The 18,070-nt window shown below is 64.1% G+C and carries 20 protein-coding genes; 10 read left to right on the forward strand and 10 right to left on the reverse strand.

The window, feature by feature from the left end:
- Positions 1 to 4 precede the first annotated feature (4 nt).
- From mmsA to V9L18_RS19695, 3 genes are all read right to left on the reverse strand, one after another.
- Positions 5 to 1,534 carry a multiple monosaccharide ABC transporter ATP-binding protein gene (mmsA, locus tag V9L18_RS19685; protein WP_337348842.1) on the reverse strand — a complete coding sequence of 510 codons (1,530 nt, stop codon included), beginning with the start codon at positions 1,532 to 1,534 and terminating at the stop codon, positions 5 to 7.
- Between the two features lie 108 nt (positions 1,535 to 1,642).
- Entirely contained in the window at positions 1,643 to 2,767 is a 1,125-nt protein-coding gene (chvE, locus tag V9L18_RS19690; protein ID WP_337348843.1) for a multiple monosaccharide ABC transporter substrate-binding protein, read from the reverse strand.
- A gap of 231 nt (positions 2,768 to 2,998) precedes the next feature.
- Entirely contained in the window at positions 2,999 to 4,129 is a 1,131-nt protein-coding gene (locus V9L18_RS19695; protein WP_337348844.1) for a DNA alkylation repair protein, read from the reverse strand.
- A 233-nt stretch (positions 4,130 to 4,362) separates the two neighbouring features.
- On the opposite strand from V9L18_RS19695, the gene V9L18_RS19700 reads away from it, so the two are divergent.
- Positions 4,363 to 5,067: a phosphatase PAP2 family protein gene (locus V9L18_RS19700; protein WP_443197979.1), complete on the forward strand. Its 705-nt coding sequence runs from the start codon at positions 4,363 to 4,365 to the stop codon at positions 5,065 to 5,067.
- A 2-nt stretch (positions 5,068 to 5,069) separates the two neighbouring features.
- Positions 5,070 to 5,378: an MmcQ/YjbR family DNA-binding protein gene (locus V9L18_RS19705; RefSeq protein ID WP_337348846.1), complete on the forward strand. Its 309-nt coding sequence runs from the start codon at positions 5,070 to 5,072 to the stop codon at positions 5,376 to 5,378.
- 61 nt (positions 5,379 to 5,439) lie between these two features.
- On the opposite strand, the gene V9L18_RS19710 is transcribed toward V9L18_RS19705, so the two are convergent.
- A complete protein-coding gene (locus V9L18_RS19710) occupies positions 5,440 to 5,760 on the reverse strand; it encodes a MerR family transcriptional regulator (protein ID WP_337348847.1) in 321 nt (106 codons plus the stop codon).
- A gap of 152 nt (positions 5,761 to 5,912) precedes the next feature.
- Between V9L18_RS19710 and V9L18_RS19715 the strand changes: the two genes are divergently transcribed.
- From V9L18_RS19715 to V9L18_RS19725, 3 genes are all read left to right on the forward strand, one after another.
- Complete coding sequence (locus tag V9L18_RS19715; protein WP_337348883.1) at positions 5,913 to 6,335, forward strand: Hsp20/alpha crystallin family protein; 423 nt, start codon at positions 5,913 to 5,915, stop codon at positions 6,333 to 6,335.
- Between the two features lie 87 nt (positions 6,336 to 6,422).
- Positions 6,423 to 6,818 (forward strand): J domain-containing protein, encoded by a 396-nt coding sequence (locus tag V9L18_RS19720; protein WP_337348848.1) that lies wholly within the window; start codon positions 6,423 to 6,425, stop codon positions 6,816 to 6,818.
- A 30-nt stretch (positions 6,819 to 6,848) separates the two neighbouring features.
- Positions 6,849 to 7,226, forward strand: a complete 378-nt coding sequence (locus V9L18_RS19725; RefSeq protein ID WP_337348849.1) for a hypothetical protein — start codon at positions 6,849 to 6,851, stop codon at positions 7,224 to 7,226.
- Here V9L18_RS19725 and V9L18_RS19730 read toward each other — a convergent pair.
- A complete protein-coding gene (locus tag V9L18_RS19730) occupies positions 7,218 to 8,606 on the reverse strand; it encodes an ATP-binding protein (RefSeq protein WP_337348850.1) in 1,389 nt (462 codons plus the stop codon). The genes V9L18_RS19725 and V9L18_RS19730 overlap by 9 nt on opposite strands.
- A gap of 140 nt (positions 8,607 to 8,746) precedes the next feature.
- On the opposite strand from V9L18_RS19730, the gene V9L18_RS19735 reads away from it, so the two are divergent.
- A complete protein-coding gene (locus V9L18_RS19735; RefSeq protein ID WP_337348851.1) occupies positions 8,747 to 10,294 on the forward strand; it encodes a GH1 family beta-glucosidase in 1,548 nt (515 codons plus the stop codon).
- 11 nt (positions 10,295 to 10,305) lie between these two features.
- Here V9L18_RS19735 and V9L18_RS19740 read toward each other — a convergent pair whose 3' ends face one another.
- The 3 genes from V9L18_RS19740 to V9L18_RS19750 are packed head-to-tail and all read right to left on the reverse strand — an operon-like array spanning position 10,306 to position 12,877.
- Positions 10,306 to 11,364, reverse strand: a complete 1,059-nt coding sequence (locus V9L18_RS19740; RefSeq protein ID WP_337348852.1) for an App1 family protein — start codon at positions 11,362 to 11,364, stop codon at positions 10,306 to 10,308.
- A gap of 45 nt (positions 11,365 to 11,409) precedes the next feature.
- Positions 11,410 to 12,141, reverse strand: a complete 732-nt coding sequence (locus V9L18_RS19745) for a DUF72 domain-containing protein (RefSeq protein ID WP_337348853.1) — start codon at positions 12,139 to 12,141, stop codon at positions 11,410 to 11,412.
- A 1-nt stretch (position 12,142) separates the two neighbouring features.
- Positions 12,143 to 12,877 (reverse strand): GAF and ANTAR domain-containing protein, encoded by a 735-nt coding sequence (locus tag V9L18_RS19750; protein WP_337348884.1) that lies wholly within the window; start codon positions 12,875 to 12,877, stop codon positions 12,143 to 12,145.
- Positions 12,878 to 13,024: 147 nt separating this feature from the next.
- Here V9L18_RS19750 and V9L18_RS19755 point away from each other — a divergent pair, with 147 nt between their 5' ends.
- The 3 genes from V9L18_RS19755 (at position 13,025) to V9L18_RS19765 (ending at position 15,969) form a co-directional block, all read left to right on the forward strand.
- Positions 13,025 to 14,833: a glycoside hydrolase family 15 protein gene (locus V9L18_RS19755; protein WP_337348854.1), complete on the forward strand. Its 1,809-nt coding sequence runs from the start codon at positions 13,025 to 13,027 to the stop codon at positions 14,831 to 14,833.
- A gap of 117 nt (positions 14,834 to 14,950) precedes the next feature.
- Complete coding sequence (locus V9L18_RS19760) at positions 14,951 to 15,244, forward strand: hypothetical protein (protein ID WP_337348855.1); 294 nt, start codon at positions 14,951 to 14,953, stop codon at positions 15,242 to 15,244.
- Positions 15,244 to 15,969, forward strand: a complete 726-nt coding sequence (locus tag V9L18_RS19765) for an HAD family hydrolase (RefSeq protein WP_337348856.1) — start codon at positions 15,244 to 15,246, stop codon at positions 15,967 to 15,969. The genes V9L18_RS19760 and V9L18_RS19765 overlap by 1 nt, the downstream gene beginning before the upstream one ends.
- A gap of 58 nt (positions 15,970 to 16,027) precedes the next feature.
- On the opposite strand, the gene V9L18_RS19770 is transcribed toward V9L18_RS19765, so the two are convergent.
- Positions 16,028 to 16,273 carry a hypothetical protein gene (locus tag V9L18_RS19770; RefSeq protein WP_337348857.1) on the reverse strand — a complete coding sequence of 82 codons (246 nt, stop codon included), beginning with the start codon at positions 16,271 to 16,273 and terminating at the stop codon, positions 16,028 to 16,030.
- A 170-nt stretch (positions 16,274 to 16,443) separates the two neighbouring features.
- Between V9L18_RS19770 and V9L18_RS19775 the strand changes: the two genes are divergently transcribed.
- The gene (locus V9L18_RS19775) at positions 16,444 to 17,625 is read left to right on the forward strand and encodes a zinc-dependent alcohol dehydrogenase (RefSeq protein ID WP_337348858.1); all 1,182 of its coding nucleotides are present in this window, start codon (positions 16,444 to 16,446) and stop codon (positions 17,623 to 17,625) included.
- Positions 17,626 to 17,644: 19 nt separating this feature from the next.
- Here the strand turns inward: V9L18_RS19775 and V9L18_RS19780 are convergent, their stop codons facing one another.
- Positions 17,645 to 18,007, reverse strand: coding sequence for a VOC family protein (locus tag V9L18_RS19780; RefSeq protein WP_337348859.1), 363 nt, complete (start codon positions 18,005 to 18,007; stop codon positions 17,645 to 17,647).
- Between the last annotated feature and the right edge of the window lie 63 nt (positions 18,008 to 18,070).

The following is an 18,070-nucleotide window of genomic DNA, read 5'->3' on the forward strand; positions in this document are numbered from 1 at the left end:
GGTCCTATTCCTTCTCTTTGGTCATGTAGTGCATGAGTTTTTCCTGGGATGCTTCGGCGATGGGCACCTCGCCGGTGACGTGGCCCGCGGACAGGGTATAGATCCGGTCGCAGATGCCGAGGAGTTCGGGCAGCTCTGAGGAGATGACGATGACTGCCTTTCCCTCCGCCGCGAGGTTGGCAATGATCGTATAGATTTCGAACTTGGCGCCGACGTCGATCCCACGGGTGGGTTCATCGAGGATCAGCACGTCCGGGTCCGAGAACATCCATTTGCTCAGCACCACCTTTTGCTGGTTGCCGCCGGACAGCTTGCCGGTGATGGCGGCAACTGACGGCGCCTTGATGTTCATGCTCTTGCGGTAGCCGTTCGCCACCACAGTCTCCCGGTTTTTGTCCACCCAGCCGCCCTTGACCAGCTTGCGGAGCGCAGCCATGGAGATATTCCGCTGGATATCCTCGATGAGGTTCAGGCCGTAGTGCTTCCGGTCTTCTGTGGCATACGCGATGCCGTGTCCGATCGCCTGGGACACCGTGGACGTGTTGATTTCCTTGCCGCGCTTGTACACCTTCCCGGACATCGCCGTGCCGTAGGTGCGCCCGAAGACGCTCATGGCCAGCTCGGTCCGGCCGGCTCCCATCAGGCCGGCAAGGCCCACCACTTCGCCCTGGCGGACGTTCAGGCTGGCGTTGTGCACCACCATGCGTGTGTGGTCCTGGGGATGCCGGACGGACCAGTCCTCGATCCGCAGGACTTCCTCGCCGATCTTGGGTTCCCTGTCCGGGTAGAGGCTTTCCAGGTCCCGGCCCACCATGCCGCGGATGATCCGTTCCTGTGTGATCTGGCCTTCATCGAGCCGCAGGGTCTCAATGGTTTTGCCGTCGCGGATGATGGTGACGGCGTCAGCGACCTTGCGGATTTCGTTCAGTTTGTGGCTGATGATGATGCTGGTGATTCCCTGGCCCTTTAGGTGCAGGATCAGGTCCAGGAGGTGGCCGGAGTCCTCGTCGTTGAGCGCTGCTGTGGGTTCGTCGAGGATGAGGAGCTTGACTTCCTTCGACAGCGCTTTGGCGATTTCCACCAGTTGCTGCTTGCCCACGCTGATGTGTTGGACCGGAGTGATGGGATTTTCGCTCAGGCCCACCCGGGCCAGCAGTTTTGCGGCCTCCAGGTTTGTTTTGCGCCAGTCCACCCAGCCGTTCTTGGCCTGCTCGTTTCCGAGGTAGATGTTTTCGGCGATCGAAAGATACGGGCTCAGGGCGAGCTCCTGGTGGATGATGACAATCCCGCGCTTCTCGCTGTCGTTGATGCTGGAGAAGTTGCAGGGCTCGTTTTCGAAGAGGATTTCCCCGTCGAAGGAGTTGTGCGGGTAGACGCCGGACAGGACTTTCATGAGCGTGGACTTGCCCGCCCCGTTCTCGCCGCAGATGGCGTGGACCTCGCCCCGGTTCACGTCCAAAGTGACATCCTGGAGGGCTTTGACGCCCGGAAAAGTCTTGGTGATTCCTCGCATTTGAAGAATGGGTGTGTTCATCGTCAATTCCCACTGACTGGTTGAAACTGGGCAAGCCTGCGGCTGCAGGGGCCTACGTGGAAGGGGTTGCGGCGCGGCCTTGTGGCCGGCCGCAACCCCACAAGAAAGTTACTTGACGTCGGCGTCTGTGTAGTAGCCGGAGTCGATGAGTTCCTTCTTGTAGTTGTCCGCAGTAATGATCACGGATTTGAGCAGGTAGGCCGGAACCACCTTGACCTTGTTGTTGTAGGTCTTGGTGTCGTTGACCTCGGGCTCTTGGCCCTTCAGCAGGGCATCGACCATCTTCACTGCCTGGGAACCCAGCTGGCGGGTGTCCTTGAAGATGGTGGAGTACTGCTCACCGGCGATGATGGACTTCACGGAGCCCTTCTCAGCGTCCTGGCCGGTGACAACCGGCAGATCGCCCTTGGCGTAGCCACCGGTGCTGGTCAGTGCGGAGATGATGCCGATGGAGAGCCCGTCGTAGGGGGAGAGCACGCCGTCAAGCTTCGTTCCGGAGCTGTAGGCGGCAGTGAGGATGTCCTCCATCCGCTTCTGGGCAACGGGGGCCTGCCAACGCAGGATGGCTGCCTGCTCGAACTTGGTCTGGCCGCTGGGAACCTTGAGGGTTCCGGCATCCATGTACGGCTTCAGGGTGTCCATGGCGCCGGTCCAGAAGAAGTTGGCGTTGTTGTCATCCGGACTGCCGGCGAAAAGCTCAACGTTGAACGGGCCCTTGCCCTCCACCTTCTTGCCGCTCGCGTCAACCAGGCCCAGGCCGGTCAGCAGTGACGTTGCCTGCTGCACGCCTACCGTGTAGTTATCGAACGTGGTGTAGAAATCAACGTTGGGGGTGCCGTTGATGAGCCGGTCGTAAGCGATGACCTTGACGTTCTGTTCCTTCGCCTTCGCGAGGACATCGGTCAGGGTTGTACCATCGATGGCCGCGATGATGAGTGCTTTGGCACCCTTGGTCAGCATGTTCTCGATCTGGGAAACCTGCGTGGGAATGTCATCGTTGGCGAACTGGAGGTCAGTCTTGTAACCAAGGTCCTTCAGGGACTTTTCCACGTTTCCGCCGTCGGCGATCCAACGCTCGGATGTCTGGGTGGGCATGGAGATACCCACTAGGGATTCACTGGGATTCGCAGTGGCGTCCGGGGTGGATGTGCCACCCCGGCTTCCGCACCCTGTGGCACCCACAGTGACGGCGAGGACGACGGCTACGGCGCCCAGGAATTTCCTTATTCTCACGATTTCTCCTTCCGCGGAAGCTTGTCCGCGAAGTGGTGCTGGGGCGGCAAGCGTCTGCGCTTGCCGGTGAAGCGGTACTGGCTGGATGCCAAGGCCAGGGCCTTTGACATCTAAGAGCTGTGAACCGGCCGGGGACGGGGATCAGTTGTGTGCCAAAATAAGGTTCGACCGTGTTCGTGTTAGCGCTAACAGACAGGTTACTGGAGAGTTACATGTGAGTCAAATCACTTTTTATAGGGCCGTTTCAATCGGACTTGTGTCCACTTGAAACTCCGCACGGCCGTGGCGGACGCCGTTGATCTGGAGTTCCAGGACATGCATCCCGGGGTGGTGGACGCGAGTGGTCATCGGCCTGAAGGCGTGGCGCTTGGTGAGGATCCTGGACTCACCCGCAGCGAGCGTCAGGGCCGTGAGCTTAAAGACCTTCACGGACTGGCTGCCGTTGGCCTTCCGGTAGTGGATGGCATAATCCACTGCCAGCCGCGCGCCGTCGGTGCCCATATTTGAGACCCTGAACTCGAATCCCAGGTCCTCGGGCATGGCCACCACCTGCCGGTCGAGCCGAAGTTCTGTGACAGCTACCGACGCCGGGGCGAACCCCTGCAGCGCCAGCGCACCTGGGTGCCCCTTCTTGACCAGTGTCCGGAGGCCGTGCCTGACCACCCACGCTGTATTGGTGTCCGGCGCGGCTAGCCAGCGGGCCGCCGTCGCAACCACAATCTCCGGCGCATGGCGGGCGAGGTCATTGAGGTGGTTTGCCACCGACCGCCGCACGTAGTCGGAGGGGTCGCGGTAGAGGGCATTGAGGATGGGCAGGGTTGCCTCCGGCAGCTTCACCAGGGCCGGGACCCGGACAGCCCACGGAAGGTAGGCCCGCGTCCCTTCACTCGCCAGGCGGCGGACGTGCTCGTCCGGGTGCCGCGTCCACTGCAGGATGGCCTCGAGGGCTGCCTCCGGATGGTGGGCGAGCAGGCGCCGGATGGCAAACTCGCCGGTCAGCCGGGGCGTCAGTTCAGCCAGCAGCGCCAGGCAGTCCTCGAAGTCCGGCACGGAGCCTGATTCGAGAGCGAGGGTGACAGCGGCTTCGGAGACCGGCCAGAGGATCCATCCGGTGAAAGCGGGGTTCTCCAGGGCGCCGCGGAAGATGCCTGCCGCCGTCGTGTAGCCGGAACCCGGGATGCGTTGGAGATCGTGCAGCAGCGCCCCGCTGACGCTGTCCGTACGTCCGCGCAGGCTGAGCTCGTCCAGCGTGGTGGCGGCGACGGCGAGGTTGGGCCACACCGTACCGGGTGCTGCCGTGGCAAGAATGTCAGCCAGCGACTCCACGCCTTGCCTGTTGATCAGCTCATTCATCGCACCCATGACGTCAGGCTACCCGCGGCTGGGGCTCCATGCGGAACCAGTGCAGGGGGAGCCGGCCGCGCGATCCGCCCACCATCGGCGGAAGAACGGGGATAATCTTCACCTGAGGAAAGTCTTCACGGCGCAGGGACGGAAATAGACACGTGGCAAAGCAGTCAGGGCAGCAGGCATCCAGCAAGGCGCCGCAATGGTGGCGCAGGTTCCATGACAAATTCGTCGTGGAAGAGCGATACATGGAGCCGGCGGCGCGGAGAAGCCTCTATCGCTGGTCCGTACTGTTGGCGGCGGTCGGTGCGCTCCTCTTCGTTGCCACTCTCATGGGCGTCCTGCAGGGCGACGGGCTTGCCTCGGCCGATGAGGATGCACGGAACTGGCTGCTCGCCATCCGTTCGGAGCTGCTTACCGTTGTGATGATCTTCCTGGCGGTGGTCTTCGGGCCCATAGCCCTGCCGATTATCGTCCTGGTAGTCATCCTCGTATGGGGATTTGCGGCCAAGCATGCTTGGCGGCCCATGCTGCTGGCCGGCGGCATGATCACCGGCGTGGTGATATCGCAGATCATCTTGCAGATCGTCAAGAGGTCCCGCCCGCCGGTGGAGCTGATGCTGTTTGGCGCCGACCACACGTTCTCGTTCCCCTCCGGCCACGTCCTGGGCGCCTGCGACTTCCTGCTGGTAGGAACCTTCCTGATATTCTCGCGACGCGAAAACACCAGGGCGGCGGTCCTCGGTTTTGTTGGGGCCGGCGTCGGAATTGTGTTGGCTGCGCTCAGCAGGCTGTATTTGGGATACCACTGGCTTAGTGATGCCCTGGCATCACTTTCCCTCTCGCTGATCATCCTGGGTGCGGTGATCGCCCTGGATACCTGGCGCACCGCCCGGATCCCCGGCGAACGGATTACCGGGGAACTGTCCAAAGCCGACGCTCCGGGTGACTAGCCATGGCGACCGCGATGGACGTCCGCAGGATGTGCCTGGCACTGCCCGGCGTTTCTGAGCGCAGCAGCTGGGGCCAGCCGGCCTGGTTCGCCAAGACTTTGATGGCACGCATCTGGGAAGAGGGCGTGCTGACGGTCAAGACCGACGAGCGCGAGGCCTTGGCGGGCACGGAACCGGACACCTACTTCTGGACGCCGCACCACGACCGTTCACCGCAGCTTGTGCTGATCAGGCTGGACCGCATTGGTACCGAGGAGCTTGCCGAACTGCTGGAGGAGTCTTACCGGCTGGCAGGCGGCCGCAGGCCCTGACTGCGGTCTGTCCGGCACGGCAGGCGGACGCGATGCGCAGACGCGTACCCGGCACGAGGCGCTAGGCGTCGGGGCGGGAGCGGGCGCGTTGGAGCGCCCTGCGCAGCTTTGCGTTGGCTGCCTCCAGCTCAAGGACCTTCGCCACGCCGGCGAGGTTGAGCCCCTCTTGAAGCAGTTCCCCAATGCGCAGGAGGATGGCGATGTCTGTGTCACTGTATTGCCGTGTGCCGCCGGCCGTCCGGACCGGCGTGAGTAGCCCCCGCGTCTCATAGAGCCGGATATTCTGCTGCCCCGTGCCTGTCAGCTGTGCCGCCACCGAGATCGCATATAGCGCCCGTGCGGCCCCGGACTGGGGCGTTTGGCCGGATGCCGCCTCTGTCATGTCTGCTCCAAAATCCCTGCTCAAAAATCCTGAACGAATCCCTTGCTTCAGTTTGGCACGAGTGCTATAAAAAATCTATATCCACCACCATAGATCGGTGTGATGGGTATAGACCAAAACCAAACAAATGCATGCTGAAGGAGTGGGAAATGATGTTGATGCGTACGGACCCGTTCCGTGAGCTGGACCGGCTTACCCAGCAGGTCTTTGGAACCGCGGCCCGGCCGGCGGCGATGCCGATGGACGCGTGGCAGGAAGACGGCGAGTTTGTTGTCGCCTTCGATCTGCCGGGCGTTGATGTGGACTCCGTAGATTTGAATGTTGAGCGGAACGTCCTGACAGTGCGGGCAGAGCGGCGTGACCCCACCCAGCCAAACGTGGAGTTGGTAGCCTCCGAACGGCCCCGCGGCGTGTTCAGCCGCCAGTTGATACTGGGTGAGACCCTGGACACGGAAAACATCAAGGCCAGTTACGACCGTGGTGTCCTGACCTTGCGGATCCCGGTTGCCGAGCAGGCCAAGCCGCGCAAGATCGAGATCGAAACGAAGGGCCAGATGCACGAGATCGGAAGCTAGTCCATCCTTAAGCGGCGGATATCCGCTTAGGCGCGGGCATGGGGCCGCCCTGCCCGCGCCCAAGCAGTTCGAAAGAAGGCGGCGCCCATGGACACGCCGGACAAGGTTGAGCTGCCAGACCACTACGCAGCCCTGCGGGTGGAGGCTTCGGCCAGCCAGCAGGAAATCGCCCGCGCCTACCGTGCCCGCATGCGCAGTCTTCATCCCGACGTCGACGTCGGCCCGCGCATTCCCGGCGGGGCCGATGGGAATGCCGCGGCCCGCAAAAATGAGCTGTTGCGCATCATGCAGGCCTTCGCAGTGCTTCGTGATCCAGCCCGCCGGGCTGCTTACGACCGCAGTCTTGCCGAACGGCAGACGGTTTCCCGTCCGGAGACGGGACCGCAAAGCATCCCCGTCCGGCGTGTCCGCAGCCGCGAGAACCGCGCAGGGGCCACGATCAGAATTACGCCCGTCCGCTGGGAAAGCGGACCGTGGGCATGACCCCCTTCCAACCCAACGAAGGAGCAGTACATGAGCGAGTGGCGCCGCTACGATTCACAGTTGATGCCGGTTTTCCACGAGCGGTTCGAAGAACGCTGGGGCAAGGGTACGGCCCCTTTCCTTGATCCGGAGGCGCACGAAGAGCCAATTCCGCGGGCCCAGTGGATCAATCCGGCCACCGGCGCGGCGCTGGCGGTAGTGCCCGTCTGGACCGCCGACGATGGCCAGCACCGTTCCTTTGGTGTGTTCTATCTGCCCCCGGCGGGAGGCATCTGGGTGTTGCGTCCCGGATACACCGGGTACCTGGAACCTTCCGACGGCGAAACAGAACACCTGGTTACCCTCCGGAATGACGCCTACCGGAAGGCCGTGGCCCACGCCAAGGAGTTCCTGTTTGGCTCACAGTGAGTTGTCCGGGCCGCTCCCCAACAGGCTGCGGGTGAGGGCTTCGGCGTCGGCCATCAGGTCCTCCACCGCAGCAGCGAGGTGGGCGTCGGACACCGGCGCCTCGTCCAGGGCGCCGGCCACCACGGCCCGACGCACCAGTTCGCGGGCGAAGGAAGCAGTGGTGCCCTCTGTCCGTTCCGCTGCCAACTCCAACGCCTCCGGGCTGAAGGACACCCGGCGGCCATAGAGTTCCAGCAGCCGGACCCTCTCGGCGTTTTTCGGGAGCGGAATCTCGACGGCCAGGTCCACCCGGCCCGGACGCTGCGCCAGGGCCCGTTCCAGCATGTCCGGCCGGTTGGTTGTCAGGACGAATGCGACGTCGGCATCGTTGTCCAGGCCGTCCATGGCGTCCAGCACCTCAAAGAGCAGCGGCTGCGGACCATGCCCGAAGCTCCGGTCCTCGGCGATGAGGTCGCAGTCCTCCAACACCACGATGGACGGCTGCAGCGCCCGGGCCATTCGAGCCGCGTCCGAGATCCGGGCGAGCGAACCGCCGGAGAGGAGGATCGCCGTCGACCCAACACTCTGGCTCAGCAGGTGCCGCACGGTGTGGGTCTTGCCTGTCCCCGGCCTGCCGTAAAGCAGGATGCCGCGTTTGAGGTGCTGGCCGTGGTCCTTGAGCGAGGCGCGGTGCGTGGCAATGCCCACGGTGTGGTCTGCCACCTTCCGCAGCAGCCCGGCGGGCAGGATGACGTCCGACGCCGGGAGGCTGGGCCGGTGGTGAAAGGTCACGCCCGCAGCGCTGGGCCCATACGCGGACATCACGAGGGAGATGACCTGTCCCTTGAGGACACTGTTGTTGTCCATCCGCAGGCGGAACTCTGCCAGGAACGCGGTGGCGGTTTCCTGCCCGGCTGCGAGGACTTCCAGGCAAGCGGCCTGGCGCCCGGATTGGGGCTCGGCATCTCGCTGCAGGACGGCCAATGGGTTCCCGGCGAAGCTGAAGAGCCACAGGCCCAGGGCCACGGCCTGCCGGTGGCTGTCCGGGCCCACCGCGAGGTTGGCATAGTCGGGCTGGGCGAGTGGAAACTGCGGAAAGAGCTGCGATTGCTGGACCATGTCACTCAAGGACTGGTGGTGCCGCTGGCCGCCGCCTCCGATGCCCACCAGCCGGGCCCCAGGGTCCTGTTCAACGAGTTGCGCCATCACAATATCGGCGTCCACAAAGCGGTGCGGCGGAATTTCCTCCACCACCACCGAAAGGTCCGAAGCTGGCGTGCCAAGATGTTCGGTCAGGGCTTGAAGCAGCTGTTTTCCCGCTTGCTCCCGATGGTTTCCGGATTGCGCCAGCTGGACCAGCGCCGCAAAATCGTCGATGAATTTCCCCAGTTTTTCATCCATCCCCAGACCCTAGCAGGCGGCAGCCAGCCAGGCCCGGGACCCGTGGCCAGGGCAGCGTGGCTGACGCTCGTCAGCGGCCCGGCCGTGTGCCATCCTAAGGGGTACAGTTTCCGAACCCAGCTAAGGAAGTTGGCACTACAGTGCATATCACCGCCAAGGACCTGGCCGCGCTCATCCCATCCGGGTTCACCCTGGGCGTGGCCACTGCGGCCTTCCAAATCGAGGGAGCGCTTGAGGAGGATGGCCGCGGACCGGCCGGATGGGATGGCTTTGCGTCCAGGCCCGGAGCAATCGTTGACGGTCACAGCCCCGCGGTCTCCTGCGACCACTACCACCGGATGCCGCAGGACGTCGCGCTCATGAAGCAGTTGGGCGTGGACTCCTACCGTTTCTCCCTGGCGTGGCCCCGGATCCAGCCCACCGGCAGCGGAGCGGTGAACCGCGCAGGACTTGATTTCTACGACCGCCTCCTTGATGAGCTGCTGGCCAACGGGATTTCCCCCATGGCCACCCTCTACCACTGGGACACCCCGAAAGCACTGGACGACGCCGGCGGGTGGATGAACCGGGACACCGCCTACCGCCTGGGGGAGTTCGCGGCGATCGCCGCCGACGCCTTCGGGGACAGGGTGGCGCGCTGGGCAACGATCAACGAACCCGCCACCGTCTCCACCAACGGCTACACCTTGGGACTCCATTCGCCCGGTGAGGCCCTCATGCTCAACGCTTTCCCCACCGTGCACCACCAATTGCTGGGCCATGGGCTCGCGGTGCAGGCGCTGCGCGCAGCAGGAGTGCCGGGCGAGATTGGCATGACCAATGTCTACTCGCCCATGGTTCCGAACTCAATCAATCCCCTGGACTACATCAGTGCCGGCCTGATGGACCTCGCCCAGAACCGGCTGTACGCGGACCCCGTTCTTTTGGGCAAGTACCCGGACCTTATCCGTGCCGCGAAGTTCTTCAGCTCCTTCGACCACCCGGAGGAGGACATGAAGCTCATCTCCCAGCCGCTGGATTTCTATGGCCTGAACTACTACATGCCCACCAAAGTGGCTGTTGGCCCGGGACAGGGCGCTGTTCCCGCGAGCATGGCCGAAGCCATGGGCAGCGACCTGAGTGCGATGGGCAACGGCGGCACTCCCTTCCACGTCGAGACCTGGCCCGAAGCGGACATCACGTCCTACGGCTGGCCCGTCAAACCCGAATACATGCGCGTGGCGCTGAAGGAGATGGCGGAGCGCTACCCGAACCTGCCGCCGGTGATCATCACCGAGGGCGGGGCAAGTTTCGAGGACATCATCGTCCGGGACAAATCCACCAACATCAGATTCATCCCGGACGAACGGCGCCTGAAATACCTCTCGGACCACCTGGAAGCGGCGCTCAAGGCCACCGCCCCGGGCGGTGAGGCGGAAGCCGTTGACCTCCGCGGTTACTACGTGTGGTCGCTGATGGACAACTTCGAGTGGTCCGCCGGCTACAACCAGCCGTTCGGGCTGCTCCATGTCGATTTTGAGACCCTGGAGCGCACGCCAAAGGCGTCCTACTTCTGGTTCCAGGAGCTGCTCGAAGAGCGGAACCTTGTGGCCGCGGCTGACACCGCCGTCGCGAAGGCCGCCGGACCGGAACCGGCTGTGACAGAGGAGAACGACGACGACGTGACCACCTTGGGTGCCACCGCGTAGCTCCTGGGGGGCTAAAGCAGGTCCAGGGCCCTGAGTTGCTTGGCCATCCCGGCGCCGTCCGTGGAGTAGATCCATGGCACCGCCGAAGCGCTGTGGTCGCCGTCTTCGGAGTGTCCGCCCGCAAATACGGCCTCGCTGACCGAAAGCTGCCGGATGGCTATGGCGGCCACCTTGTCCGCGTGCTCCTGGGCGAAGCCTGAGTAGATCTGTTCGTCATGCTGGCCGTTGTCGCCGATCAGGAGCCAGCGCATGTCGGGGAATTCCTTCGCGAGGCGTTCGAGGTTGCGGTGCTTATGCTCCTGACCGCTGCGGAACCACCTGTCCTGGGTCAGTCCCCAGTCCGTGAGCAGTAGGGCACCGGCCGGGTACATATTGCGGCTTAGGAAACGCGCCAGCGTGGGGGCTGCGTTCCACGGTCCGGTGGACAGGTAGATCACGGGGGCGTCCGGATGCTCGATTGTGAGCCGGTCCAGGAGAACAGCCATTCCCGGCGTTGCCATGCGCGCCCGCTCGCTCAGCACAAACGTGTTCCACAGCGCAAGGAACGGGCGGGGGAGTGCCGTGACCATCACGGTGTCGTCAATGTCAGAGACGATGCCAAACTTGGTGTCCGGTGCGATCACCTGGATGAGCGCCTCCACCGGCTCGGTGCCTTCGGCCCGCAGGACAGCGGTATGCCAGCCAGGGGACAGCTTAATGTCCACCACCGTGTCGATCAGGCCGCCGCGGTCCGCCTTCACGTGCGTGACCACGTCTTCGATGGTGACTTCGACATCGGTGAACTGCACGGGAACACTCGTGAAAGCCCGCCAGCCGCGCACGTTCTGGGTTCCGTTGCGGGCCGCGTGGTCGGCCCTGCTGCCGGGAGCGGGCTCCTGCGTGAGCAGCACCCGGCCCAGTACCCTGACCCACTCGGTGGATCCGTACCCCTGGTAGGCGATGGTCTTGGGCACGAACTTCCAGCGCTTTGCAACCTGCAGCCGGACACCGTTAACGCTGTCCGAAAGCCGGTGGGCAAGCCTGAAAGCGCGCTTGCCGGCCAATGATGTTCTCTGGGGAGCCGTGTCCATGCCTCCACTCTGCCACAGGCGATGCGGTGACCGTCCAGCGTGACCTCAGCCCGCGCCCAGGATCCAGCGCAGGGTGTCGGCGTTCCGCACAGCGTTCCCGCCGCCGTCGTTATTGAAATACACAAACACGTCCCGCCCTCCGCCATCCCATTCCCGGATGCGATCCGCCCACCAGCCCAGGTCGGCGTCCGAATACGAGCCCCCATAAAGATGCTGGTGATCCGGGCCGTGCATCCGGACGTACACAAACGGCGCCGTGGCCCGCAGGATGCATGGCAGGTTGGCCCCGCTCATGATGCAATAGGCGGCCTTATGCCGCTCCAAGAGCCCATAGACATCCGGATGGTCCCAGCTTGGGTGCCGGAACTCCACTGTGACCCGGATCCACCACGGAACTGCGGAGAGGAAGAAGTCCAGCCTGGCGTCATCCCGCGCCTGCTGGGGCGGGAGCTGGACCAGGAGGACCGCGCGTTTGTCACCGAGTTCATGCCAGCATTTGGCGATCCGCTCCAGCCAAACCTCCGGCGCGTACAGCTTCTTGCCGTGCGTGAGCCCGCGAGGGGCCTTCACCGACATGGCGAAGCCGTCGGGAAGCCTGCGCCGCCAGCTTGCGAAAGATGTGTCGCGGGGCCAGCGGTAAAAGCTCGCGTTCAGCTCAACCGTGCTGAAGCGGGACACGTAGTACTGAAGCCTGTCGCGGGCGGGCAGCCCTGGCGGGTACAGCACGTTCTCCCAGTGGTCATAGCTCCAGCCGGATGTTCCAATGTGGATGGCCATGTCAGCTGAAATGGGTCTTGAGCGTGCCGCCGCCTGCGGATTCCACTATGGCCAGGGCCACGTCGCGCAGTTTCATGTTGCGCGTGCTGGAGGCGGATTTGATCAGTTCCATCGCCTCGTCCTGGGTGCAGCGGTTCTGTCCGATGATGATCCCCACCGCTGTATCGATCACCGTGCGTGAGTCCAGTGCCGCCTTCAGGTTGGCAGCAGTATCCGTATGCTGGGCCAGCCGGACGGCAAGGCGCATTCCCTTGGAAGCCTGGGACACGTAGCCGAGTGCATGCTCAACGGCGCTGGAATCGAAGACGCCCGCGCGGTCGGAGTAGAGGTTGATACCTGCCTTGGCGTCGTCGCCGGAGAGCTCGAATGGGATGGCCAGGACGGACCGGATCCCGTGGTTCAGCACGGTGGCAGCGTAGTCCGGCCACAGCGTTTCTGTGGTGAAGTCCCTGATGTGCACCACCACCCCTTCCCTGGCGCATTGGAGGCACGGCCCGTCGCCATACTCGTACTGCAGTTCGTCAAGCAGTCGGGCCCTAGGGCCACTGCTCGCCACGGTGGCCGCTGTCCGGTGGCGGAGCAATGTAATGCCGCACAGGACTTCGCCCCGTGGACCGGAAAGGTTCTCTGCCGAGAAAGTCGCCAGTTCGTTCAGGAAGTCCTCCACGTCCTGGGTGTCCAGGAGGAGATCCTGTATTTTCTCGATGACGAGGCTGTGCGTAGCTGGCTGTTCCAAGGTATGCCTCCGCTGTTGCTGGCTGGTACTGAAGAACCTGGCCTGCTGGCGGCCACCACGGGTGGCCACAGGCAGCTGCTTTACCTTGATTTCAGGCTACACCCCTTGAACCTTCGGCCGCGGAGGTACGTGTGGCAGTGTATGGGAATGGCGCGAATTGAAGATTATGCGGTGGTCGGGGACCTTCACACCGGAGCGCTGGTGAGCACTTCCGGATCCATCGACTGGCTGTGCTTGCCGCGGTTTGACTCTCCGGCCTGCTTCAATGCACTCCTGGACACGCCGGAAGCCGGCCGTTGGCTGCTGGCGCCTGCGGCCGGCGGGACCTGCACCCGGCGCAGCTATCGCGAGGGAACCCTAGTCCTGGAAACCGTGTGGGAAACCCCCGAAGGCACCGTCCGGGTGATTGACTTCATGCCACCCCGCGACGAGGTGGCTGACATCGTGCGCATCGTGGAGGGCGTCAGCGGCAGCGTCAGGATGCACAGCGAGCTGGCGTTGCGCTTCGACTACGGGCACATTGTGCCCTGGGTCCGCAAGGACGAGCACGGCATCCACGCCATCGCCGGGCCGGACGCCGTCTATTTTGTGACCGGGGCGCCCGTGCGCGGCGAGAACATGCACACCGTCAGCGACTTCACCGTCGATGAAGGCCAGAAGGTTCCCTTCGTGCTGACGTGGGCACCGAGCCACGTCCAGCGGCCCATGACCGTCGACGCCGAGGAAGTATTGAGCACCACCACCGCGTTCTGGCGTGGCTGGACCAGCCAGTGCACAGTCACGGGGAAGTACCGGGACGCCGTCGTGCGCTCGCTGGTGACCCTCAAGGCCCTGACCTACGCGCCGACCGGGGGGATTGTTGCCGCCGTGACCACATCGCTGCCGGAACAGCTGGGCGGCCCCCGCAACTGGGACTACCGCTATTGCTGGCTGCGGGACGCGACCATGACGCTGCAGGCACTGCTGGCGGCGGGATACACCGCGGAGGCCGCAGACTGGCGGGACTGGCTGCTCAGGGCAGTCGCCGGCGACCCCGCTGACCTTCAGATCATGTACGGAATCCATGGCGAGCGGCGGCTTCCGGAAATGGAACTGCCCTGGCTGGCCGGTTATGAAGGCTCCAGCCCGGTGCGGATCGGGAACGGCGCCGCGGAGCAGCTCCAGCTGGACGTGTGGGGCGAGGTGCTGGACTGCCTGTCACTGACCAGGAATTCGCTGCTGAAACACACCGACGAGGCGTGGGATGTCCAAGTCGCCCTCATGCAGCACCTGGAGACCATCTGGGACCAGCCGGACAACGGTCTTTGGGAGATGCGCGGCCCCCGCCGCCACTTTACGCATTCGAAAGTCATGGCCTGGGTGGCCGCAGACCGCATGGTGAAGGGAGTCCGGGAGTCCGGCTTGCCCGGGCCCGCGGAGCGCTGGGAGGCGCTGCGGGACACTATCCACCAAGACGTCATGGCCAACGGCTTCGATGCTGGACGGAACACGTTCACCCAGTCCTACGGCCGTCCGGAACTTGATGCGAGCCTCCTGCTCATCCCGCGCGTGGGGTTCCTGCCGCCGGACGATCCCCGGGTGGTGGGCACCATCGATGCGATCCTGAGCGAGCTGACCGAAGACGGATTCGTGCTCCGCTACCGCCCGGCGGAGAGCGACGACGGCCTTCCCGGGGACGAGGGCGTGTTCCTGGCGTGTTCGTTCTGGATGGTGGAGGCGCTCCTGGGCGCCGGCCGCCGCAGTGAGGCTACCCAGCTGTTTGAGCGGCTCCTTGGACTGCGCAATGACGTGGGGCTGCTCAGTGAGGAGTGGGCCGTCAGGGCAGGGCGCCAGCTCGGAAACACTCCGCAGGCCTTCAGCCACTTTGGGCTTGTGACTAGCGCGCTTGAGCTGCATCAGGATACGGTTCGCCGGAGTGATACGCCCATACCGCCGGAAACGGAGAATGTGGCGTGACTGCTTGCAATGGGGGGATTGCAGCACTTCTCCCCGAAGGAATCAGTAAGTATACTTACTAAGACAAGCACAGCGCGCTCCCAGCACAGCGCAGTGACTGACGGAGGGGTGATTGGAATGGCCGGTTATTTTGAACTGGTGGATGCACCTGACGGTGGCTATAGAGTCAGGATGTTGGACGGGGCGGGGGACCTGATGGCTATTTCAGTGACGTTTCCCACAAAACGTGCCGCGGTGGCCGGTGTTGCCATGGCGCGCGAGATTGCCGGGACCGGGCTGATCCGGGACCGCAGCCGTGACGGTGCCGGTACGGTGATCCGTGAACGCGTTCGGCCGGTGAACTCCGCCAAGGAGGAAACTTCCGCGCGGACCAGGAGGGTTTCGGGGGCTACGCGGGCTGCCGCTGGCTGATGGACTCCCAGCACCTTGGCCCGGCGGCCTCAAGGGGGCGCCGCCGGGGCGTCCTGTTCGATGTGGACGGAACCTTGGTGGACTCCTCCTACTTCCATACGCTGGCCTGGTGGCAGGCATTCCGGCAGCAGGGCTACGACGTGCCAATGGCCTCTATCCACCATTGCGTCGGCATGGGTGGCGACCGCTTGGTGGACAGCCTCCTGCCCTCAGGCCGGGATAAGGATTCCGACGCCGAGATCCTCGCCAGCCATGCAGCGATCTTTGCATCCAACTGGCCAGCCCTGCGCGCCTTTGACGGAGCCAGGGACCTCCTGGCGCAATGCCACGCCGGAGGCTTGGCTGTGGCCCTCGCGTCGTCCGCCCGAACCCAGGACCTCCTGGCGACACGGCGGGCCCTGGGAGCTGACGCCCATATTCATGCGGCAACCAGTGCCAATGATGCCAAGGCAAGCAAGCCTGCGCCGGATATCCTGATCGCCGCGCTGGAGGCGTTGGGGGTCAGGCCAGCCGACGCCGTATACGTCGGTGATGCGGTGTGGGACATGCAGGCCGCAGCAGCCCTCGGCATCCCGGCCATTGCCGTGACCTGCGGCGGAACAAGTGCCGCGGAACTCAGGGATGCCGGTGCGGTCCAGGTCTACGCCGGCCCGCGCGACCTTCTGGAAAACCTTCAGGACAGTGCCATCGGCAGCCTGCTGACGGCGTCCTCGCCGGTGGGCTGACGCCGGTAGGTTGACGCCGGCGGGTTGACCCGGTTTCGTGGCCCGCTTGGCGATGCTTTTAGCCCGTTGGCGTTCCTTCGGCGGCGGTGTCGTCGGCTACCGCCGGCTTCGCCCAGGACACAACAACTTTAACGGAGCCGTCGTCGTTGCGGTCCACGTCAGTCACCACTTCGGCGACGCTGGCGCCCATGGCCAGGATTTTTGCGCGGTACGTGGTGACCAGTTCCTCCAGGCTGGATTCGGTCCACTCTCCAGGACGCATCCGGGTGGAAATCTCAACAGGTTCCGGCTGGTACAGCGACATGACGGTCCTTTCCCGCTCGTTCGTGTGATGCAAAAATCCATGTGCTTCTTACGCTAGGAGGCTTGCCGTCCCACCACAAGGAAATTTAGTCAGTCTGCTTACTTTATTTTGCAAAAAGGGCTAGCGTCGGATGATCGGCCGGAGACCCGGCACCCAGAGGAAGGCAGAAGATGAGGGCATTGACGTGGCAAGGCAAGCGCTCCGTGAGCGTGGAAGAAGTGCCGGACCCTGTGATCCAGGACCCAACAGACGCCATCGTGAGAATTACCTCCACGGCGATCTGCGGGTCGGACCTGCACCTATATGAAGTCCTGGGGCCATACATGCACAAGGGTGACGTGATCGGGCACGAACCCATGGGCGTCGTGGAGGAAGTGGGAAGCGCCGTCACCCATCTCCGGAAGGGAGACCGGGTGGTCATTCCCTTCAATATTTCCTGCGGCCACTGCTACATGTGCCGCCGGGGCCTGCAGTCCCAATGCGAGACCACGCAGGTCAAGGAGAAGGGCTCAGGAGCCGCCCTGTTCGGCTACTCCGAACTGTACGGCTCGGTACCAGGGGGCCAAGCCGAATACCTTCGCGTGCCGCATGCCGACTACGGACCGGTCACAGTGGGCCAGGAACTGCCCGATGAACGCTACCTCTTCCTCTCCGACATCCTTCCCACAGCCTGGCAGGGGGTGGAGTATGCCGATGTCCACCCCGGCGGCACTTTGGCCGTCTTCGGTTTGGGCCCGGTCGGCCAGTTCGCGGCCCGGATCGGTGTGCACAAGGGCCTGCGCGTCATTGGCGTTGATCCGGTTCCGGAGCGGCGCGCCATGGCAGCACGGCACGGCGTGGACACCCTCGACTACGGCAAGGACCTCGCCGAGGAGCTGCGGGACATGACGGAGGGGCGGGGCCCCGACGCCGTGGTTGACGCCGTCGGCATGGAAGCGCACGGTTCACCCGTTGCCGGGTTCGCCCACCAGGCCTTGGGGCTCCTGCCGGACAAGCTTGCGCAGAAGGCCATGGAAACCGCGGGCGTGGACCGGCTTGCCGCCCTGCATACGGCCCTGGACGCTGTCCGCCGCGGTGGTACCGTCTCGCTCAGCGGAGTCTATGGCGGCCAGGCGAGCCCGATGCCCCTGCTGAGCATGTTCGACAAGCAGATCCAGCTGCGCATGGGCCAGTGCAATGTCCGACGCTGGACGGATGACCTTCTTCCCTTGGTGGAGGACGACGCCGATCCGCTGGGTGTGATGGATCTGGTCACCCACCGTTCGGGCCTGGACGGCGCGCCGGCGTTGTATGAGAAGTTCCAGAAGAAAGAAGACGGCTGCATCAAAGTGGTCCTCAACCCGGGGGGATGATCTTCCGGGTCCGGAGGGCTCAGGACCGGGCCACATCCACCACGCAGAACCGGTTCCCGTCCGGATCCTCCAGCACAACGAAGTCAGGATCCTCGGGGTACAGGTCCCAGTCCGCACGTGAGGCGCCAAGGTCCAGCAGGCGGGCAACCTCGGCAGTTTGGTTGTCCGCGTAGAGATCCAGATGAATCCGGGGGTGTTCCTGCACGGGGGTTTCGCTGAGCATCAGGGCAATCCGCGCACCGCCGCCACCACCGTGCGGTATCAGTACAACCCACGTGTCATCGCCGTCCTCCCGGGGGACGTACCCCAGCGCGTCGCACCAGAAAGCGGTGGAACGGGCAACGTCCTGCACTCCAATAACGGTGGTTCCGATCGTCAGCATGTTTTGAATGCTTCCCTCATTGGGAGCGGCAGGCAAGCCCTTCTGCTGCCAGAAACCCGGTCG

It is taken from the genome of Pseudarthrobacter sp. CCNWLW217 (assembly GCF_037203985.1).
Taxonomy (GTDB): Bacteria; Actinomycetota; Actinomycetes; order Actinomycetales; family Micrococcaceae; genus Arthrobacter.